6 protein-coding genes are annotated in these 6,786 nt (G+C 63.4%); 3 read left to right on the top strand and 3 right to left on the bottom strand.

All coding sequences use genetic code 11. From position 1 onward, the window contains the following. Positions 1–46 precede the first annotated feature (46 nt). On the top strand, positions 47–1,189 hold the full coding sequence (locus AAZU54_RS24980; RefSeq protein ID WP_434727797.1) for a patatin-like phospholipase family protein: 1,143 nt from the start codon (positions 47–49) through the stop codon (positions 1,187–1,189). Positions 1,190–1,274: 85 nt separating this feature from the next. Here AAZU54_RS24980 and AAZU54_RS24975 read toward each other — a convergent pair whose 3' ends face one another. After that, on the bottom strand, positions 1,275–2,090 hold the full coding sequence (locus AAZU54_RS24975; protein WP_186554718.1) for an MlaA family lipoprotein: 816 nt from the start codon (positions 2,088–2,090) through the stop codon (positions 1,275–1,277). After that, on the bottom strand, positions 2,083–3,381 hold the full coding sequence (locus tag AAZU54_RS24970) for a serine/threonine protein kinase (RefSeq protein ID WP_186554719.1): 1,299 nt from the start codon (positions 3,379–3,381) through the stop codon (positions 2,083–2,085). Before AAZU54_RS24970 ends, AAZU54_RS24975 begins: the two co-directional genes overlap by 8 nt. Before the next feature lie 231 nt (positions 3,382–3,612). Between AAZU54_RS24970 and AAZU54_RS24965 the strand changes: the two genes are divergently transcribed. Further along, on the top strand, positions 3,613–3,990 hold the full coding sequence (locus AAZU54_RS24965; RefSeq protein WP_434727796.1) for a hypothetical protein: 378 nt from the start codon (positions 3,613–3,615) through the stop codon (positions 3,988–3,990). A 146-nt stretch (positions 3,991–4,136) separates the two neighbouring features. Here AAZU54_RS24965 and AAZU54_RS24960 read toward each other — a convergent pair whose 3' ends face one another. Beyond that, positions 4,137–5,696 (bottom strand): beta (1-6) glucans synthase, encoded by a 1,560-nt coding sequence (locus AAZU54_RS24960; protein ID WP_405129601.1) that lies wholly within the window; start codon positions 5,694–5,696, stop codon positions 4,137–4,139. A 206-nt stretch (positions 5,697–5,902) separates the two neighbouring features. On the opposite strand from AAZU54_RS24960, the gene AAZU54_RS24955 reads away from it, so the two are divergent. Continuing rightward, the gene (locus AAZU54_RS24955; protein ID WP_186554722.1) at positions 5,903–6,751 is read left to right on the top strand and encodes a glycine betaine ABC transporter substrate-binding protein; all 849 of its coding nucleotides are present in this window, start codon (positions 5,903–5,905) and stop codon (positions 6,749–6,751) included. Positions 6,752–6,786 lie beyond the last annotated feature (35 nt).

Genomic DNA, 6,786 nt, shown 5'->3' with positions numbered 1-6,786 from the left:
GCGAAGAGGCCATGACTGAAACACCAATGATTCCAGGGAGGACCACATGACCCCAACCACCGGCCTGATCCTCTCTGGCGGCGGCGCCCGCGCCGCCTATCAGGTCGGCGTATTGGCTGGCATCGCCGAGTTGTTGCCCCCCGGCGCAGCCAATCCCTTCCCGGTCATCGTCGGTACCTCGGCCGGCGCCATCAATGCCGTGACCCTGGCCAGCGGCGCCACCCGCTTTGGCGAATCGGTACAACGCTTGACCCACTTCTGGCAGAACTTTCGCAGCCACCTGGTGCTGCGCAGCGATTGGCCCGGGGTCGTCCGCCAAGCCAGCCGCTTCGTCAGCCACAGCCTGTTAGGCCTAGGTGGCCAGCTGCCGGTGGCGCTGCTCGACAGCAGCCCGCTGCGCGGCCTGTTGCAGGCGCATCTAGACCTGGACGGCATCACCCATTCCTTGGCCAGCGAGCAGTTGCGCGCCGTGGCCATCACCGCCTTTGGCTACGACTCCGGGCAAGCGGTGACCTTCTATCAGGGCCGCGACACCATCGAGCCCTGGCTGCGCCATCGGCGCATTGGCCGGCCCACGGCGCTGACGGTCGAGCACCTGCTGGCCAGCTCGGCGATCCCGCTGCTGTTCGCCCCAGTCAAACTCGGCGAGGAGTACTTTGGCGATGGCGCGGTGCGCCAGTCGGCGCCGATCAGCCCGGCCTTGCACCTGGGCGCCAGTCGGGTGCTGGTGGTCGGGGTCAGCGGCAACCCGCAGCGGCCGGCGCCGCCGTTGCCGACCCAGCGGGTGTTTAGCGGTCAGCAGCCCAGCCTGGCGCAGATTGGTGGGCACATGCTCAACAGCACCTTCATTGACAGCCTGGAAGATGACATCGAGCTGCTGCAGCGGCTCAATCACCTCAGCCACCTGTTGCCCGCTCACCTGGACGCGCGGCGCTTGGGGTTGGCGCCGATCGAGGTGCTGGTGGTGGCGCCAAGTCAGCCACTGGATGAGATTGCGGCGCGCCATCGGCGTGAATTGCCGGCGGCGTTGCGCATGTTCTTGCGCGGGCCGGGAGCGACCCGCACCAGCGGGGCAGGGGTGTTGAGTTATCTCTTGTTCGAGGCGAGCTATTGCAGCGAGCTGATCGAGCTGGGGCGCAACGACGCCCTGGCCAAGCGCCGCGAGCTGGGGCAATTTCTGGGATTGTGATGCTGTGCAGGGCCCGCCCTATTGCCGAGCAAGCCCAGCACGTGGGAGTGGGCTTGCCCCGCGATAGGGCCGGTATTGGCCCTCCCTACTCAGCAATCTGCAACTTGCGCGCCTGGGTATACACGTAGCGCACTTTCTCGTACTCGAACGGCGAGTTCAGCTGCCCATAGCGGAAGGCCGTGGTATAGCGCTTGTCCACCGCCCTGACGAAGAAAATCTCCGGATGATCGGTGCTGGCCTCGGCCACATTGAGGAAGTTGATCGCCTGCTCGCCAGCATAATCCACCACCACCCCGGTGGTATCGCGCAGGTTCGAGGGACCGAGGATCGGCAGCATGATGTACGGCCCATCGGGCACGCCATAGAAGCCCAGGGTCTGGCCAAAGTCTTCGCTCTGGCGGGGCAGGCCCATCTTGGTCGCCGGGTCCCACAGGCCGCCGACCCCGATGATGGTGTTGAACATCAACCGCGCGGTGATCTCGGCCGAGCGCTTGCCCTTGAGCTGGAACACGCTGTTGAACAGGTTGGGCACATCACCCAGGTTGTTGAAGAAGTTGCTCACCCCGGTGCGCAAGAAGCGCGGGGTGATGGCGGTGTAGCCCTTGACCGCCGGCAACAACACCCACTGGTCGAAGCGATAGTTGAAGTGATAGATGCGCCGGTTCATCGACTCCAGCGGGTCGTAGACGTTGAGCGCAGTCAGGGTCGAGCGTTCGAATTCACGCTGGTCGAGCCCAGGGTTGAATTTCAGCGCGCGCATCGGATCGAGAAAGCCATCGCTTTCTGCTTGGGGGGTAACCACCGGGTCGGCTTCGATCACGCTGGTGCGCGGCGCGATCTCCGCCGCCATGGCAGGGCCGGCAGCGAACAGGGCGGTGACGAGCAGCAGTCTTTTAACCACGGAAGAACTCCAGCATGGCGTCGCTGTTGACGCGGTAATTGAGGTTGCCGCAATGGCCGCCGTGCGGGTACAGGGTCAGGCGATCGCCAAACACCTTGCGCAGAAAACCGATATCGCCAGGGCCGAGGATGACGTCGTCGGCGTTGTGCATGACCTCGATTTTCGGCGTGTTGTGCAGGTAATCGGCCAGCGCATACAGGCTGACCTGATCGACCAGCTGCAGCACGCTGCCGCCATCGGTGCGGGCCCGCCACATGGGGATGACTTGCTCGGTCAGGTAGCACTCGAAGTCGCACTGCAAGGCGCGCTTGAACCACGGCGTCAGGGTGCTGCCTTCGGTGATCGGCTGTTTCGGTGGGGTGATCAGGCCGCGGCGATTGATCAGGTCGGAGGTAAAGGCGATATCGGCCGCCGAGAAGCGGAACGAAGTGCCGATCAGCATCGCCATCTGCTCGTTGGACAGGTGCTGGCGCGACTTCTGGAAGTCGTACAGCAGTGCGTCATTGAGGTCGATGTAGCCCTTTTCCTGGAAGTACAGCGTGAGCTTTTCCAGCATCAACTCATAGAAGGTGGTGCTGCGGTCGATGCCCTTGACCTGGGTCTGCACCAGTTTGTCCAGGTTGCTGACCGAGGTGTAGAGGTTGACCGGCGGATTGAGCAGCAGCACCCGCTTGAAGTTGAAGCTGCGCCGGGTTTCATCCAGGTGGCTGACGAATGCCGCATCCAGTGCGCCCAGGCTGTAGCCGGTGAGGTAGAAGTCGCTGACTGGCAGGCGCGGATGCTGGGCACGTACCGCCTGCATGACCCGGTACAGGTCCTCGGCGTCCTCTGAAGTGATGCCGGGGGTAGCGAAGCGCGAGGCGGCGCTCATGAAGTCCCAGCTGGTCGGTGACGACAGCTGCACGACGTGGAAGCCTTCCTGGTAGTAGAGTTTCTTCAGGTATTCGTTGATGGTGCTGGAGTAGGGGGCGCCGGTGCCGGCGATGATGAACATCAGCGGCGCCTCACGGTCCTGGCGGGCCAGGCGGTACTTGAGCTTTTTCACTGGCCAGAAATTGTCGGGCAGGGTGAAGGCGCGCTCCGGGCGCAGGTTCAGGCTGTAGTCGGCTTGAGTGATGTCTTCGTCACTGGGCAGGGTCGGCCGTTGTTCGGGCGGGGTGGTGGCAATGGTCGCCTCGAACGGGTTGGTCAAGGGAAAGCCGTAGCTGGCGGCGTCGATGTCCCGCGCCGAGGCGGCCGCAGCCAGTAGCAGGCCACCCAGGAGGGCGGCGAGGCGCATTGATCGAAGCATTGAATCCCCCAGAAAAAATCAGCAAGGCGGTGCGATACCCAGGCTCTGACAATGGCGGCCTGTACAAAGTTGCCCAGTGCACGGTTGTCCGTCGCACTGGATATTGCCGCGCCTTACAACAGCGCGGCAACGGTGCTTCTGTGCAACATAGCTGGTGGCGGGCGTTCTTGCCTTGCACAGATGTTGCACAGGGTTATGCTTGCGCATTGTTATTACCACCCGGAGATCGTCATGCCCCGTTCATTGCCCGTGATTGTCTTGCTGCTGTGCTTGCCATTATGGCTGGCAGCGAGCTATGGCGTGCGTTATGGGCTGATGGAAGACGCCCAGTGGGTGGGCCTGTGCGGCGTGCCGGGGGAGTACTGGCAATGCCAGCTGCGCTCGCTGCTGGGGTTGGCGATTCATTTTCAGGTGATTGCCTGGGTCGGGCTGGGCTTGGCGCTGCTGGCGCAGCTGCTGGCGGGGCGGGCCGGATGGATTCTGGCGGCGCTGGCGTTGCTGTTCGGGATCCCTGCGTTAGTGCTGTACACCGCCAGCATTGCGGTGTTTGCGGTGGTGTTGGCCGGGTTGCGGTTGGTGCGTCAGCCAGTGCCGAGCAAGCTCGGTTAAGCGGAGACTGCGCAGCCCTCATCGCGGGGCAAGCCCGCTCCCACGCAGTTTGTCCATCCAGGTCATGGCGTGTTAGCGATGCAGGTCATGACGAGTTATCCATGCAGGTCATGGCGTGGGAGCGGGCTTGCCCCGCGATAGCAGGCTCAAACCTTGCGCAGACTGCGCCATAACGCTGCAGTCATCAAAACACTGACCCCCGCCCAGACCCAAGCCTGCTGGTTGTGCAGCCCTTCCCGGAACAACTGCGGCGCAACCCCTGCGCCCACGATAAACGCTAGCAAGGCCACCTCAGCCCGCCGCGCTGGTACGGGTCGCAGCAGATAAACCAACGCCGGCAGCAACAACGCCGCACTCGGAAAACTGCGATAGCGCGGATCAACCACCATCGCCAACATGCTCACTGCCGCAGCGAAGCCTGCCGCCAGCAGCCACCAGCCAGCCCGCGCCTCAAGCCAGGCGAACAGCCGCTGGCGCCAGCCGCTACGCTGCGCCAAGGCCAGCGCTGCATGCGCCAGCACCAGCAGATTCAGCCCCGCCAGCAAAACCGCCCACAGCCACTCGCCAGCAAACCGCGCGTTGGTGCGCATCAGCTCGCCCCATAGCCCCAGGCTACCGGCACCAATCGCTGCCAACAGCGGCAGCAACAATGCCGCACGCGGATCGGCCGGCCGGCCAGCCAGCAGCAGCACCGCGATCAGCAACAACACACTCGTCAGCAACCACTGCGGCCACAGCGCCAGGTTGCTCACCGGCCCTTCAAGCACCCCTTTGTCCTGGCGATCGGCGTCATACAGCCCCCAGTAACCACCCACCGCGCCCTCGCTGGCGCGCTTCCACGGTTGGTCGAAGGCTTCGATCAGGTTGTAGCTCCAGCCATTGCGCTCGGCCATGGCGACAAAACCACGAATGAACAGTGCCTCATTGACCCGGCTCGGCACCGCCGTCTCGCGCTGGCGCCCCTCGCTGGGCCAGCCGGTCTCGCCGATCATCACGTCCTTGGGCGCAAAGCGCGTGCCGAACACCCGCCGTACCTCGCCGACATGCGCCAGGGCCTGGTCGATCCCGCTGGGGTCATCTTCCCAGTAGGGCAGCAGGTGGATGGTCAGAAAGTCCACCGCAGGCGCCACTTGTGGATGCTGCAACCAGAACTCCCAGACATCGGCATAGGTCACCGGCACGGTCACACGACTCTTCACCCGGGCGATCAGCTCAGCCAAGCGATCACCCGTAACTTCCTTGCGCAGCAGCGCCTCGTTGCCGACGATCACCGCGCTGACCACATCCGGGTTGGCGTTGGCCGAGGCGATCAGCAGCTCGACTTCCTTGTCGGTGTCGGCAGCGTTGGCATTGACCCAGGCGCCGATCATCAGCTTCAGCCCATGCTTGCGCGCCAACGCCGGAATCGCCTCGAGGCCGGTCATCGAATAGGTGCGGATGCACTGAAAGCGCTCAGCCAGCAGCGCCAGGTCGGCGTCCATGCGCGCCGGGCGCAGGCGGAACGGCTGGTCGAACGGCGACTGGTCTTTATCGAACGGGGTGTACGAGGCGCATTGCAGTTTATGCGTGGGGCTGGCCGCATCGGGCAGCAGCACCGGCTTGCCCAGCCCGTACCAGAGCGCCCCGAGCCCGAGCAAGGCGAGCAGGCAGGCGAGTAGGTATAGGGGCAGTAGCAAGCGGGCGGAACTGGGCATCAGGCGGTCCATCGTCAGGCGCAAAGGGCTAGATGATAGCCGCAAATGCCCGGCGTCAACGCATTGGCATGCAAGGATCGCGCAGGGCAGGGCGGGCCGATGACGCTAATGGCCAAGTGCTGTCGCATCTGGTTGGGGTAGAGGTCGCTGATAGAGCAGGTCGACCTGTGTGGCAGGTTGATGATGCAATCTCCAAGACCTGACGAGGGGATGCTTTGATGAATATGCGACGTTTCCTGGGCGTGGGATCCGCCCTGGTGTTGGCCATGAGCGCTGCACAGGCAATGGCCAAAGAAGTGAGCATTGGTTACGTAGATGGTTGGGCCGACAGCGTGGCGACCACTAACGTGGCCGCCGAAGTAATCAAGCAGAAGCTCGGTTATGACGTGAAACTGCAGGCGGTGGCCGCCGGCATCATGTGGCAGGGGGTGGCCACCGGCAAACTCGACGCCATGCTCTCGGCCTGGCTGCCGGTTACCCATGGTGAGTACTGGACCAAGAACAAGGACAAGGTGGTCGACTACGGCCCCAACTTCAAGGATGCCAAGATTGGCCTGATCGTCCCTGAGTACGTCAAAGCCACCAGCATCGAAGACCTCAAGACCGACGACACCTTCAAGCAGAAGATCGTCGGCATCGACGCAGGCTCCGGGGTGATGATCAAGACCGAACAGGCCATCAAGGACTACGACCTGACGGGCTACAAGTTGCAGGCCAGCTCCGGTGCGGGCATGACCGCCGAGTTGGGCCGGGCCTATCCCAAGCAGCAGTCGATCGCGGTGACCGGTTGGGTGCCGCATTGGATGTTCGCCAAATGGAAACTCAAGTTCCTGGAAGACCCTAAAGGCGTGTATGGCGCGGCTGAGACCGTCAACAGCATCGGCAGCAAGGAGCTGGACAAGAAGGCGCCGGAAGTGGCTGCATTCCTGAAGAAATTCCAGTGGCAATCCAAGGATGAGATCGGTGAGGTGATGCTGGCGATTCAAGATGGTGCCAAGCCTGACCAGGCGGCCAAGGACTGGGTGGCCAAGCATCCGGAGCGGGTGGCCGAGTGGACTGGCAAATGAGGGCGTAAGGCTTAGCGGCCAATGTGCTTTCTTCG

Source organism: Pseudomonas sp. Je.1.5.c (assembly GCF_051129895.1).
Taxonomy (GTDB): domain Bacteria; phylum Pseudomonadota; class Gammaproteobacteria; order Pseudomonadales; family Pseudomonadaceae; genus Aquipseudomonas; species Aquipseudomonas urmiensis.
The sequence above is the reverse complement of the archived record's forward strand: the minus strand, read 5'-3'. Positions and strand labels throughout refer to the sequence as shown.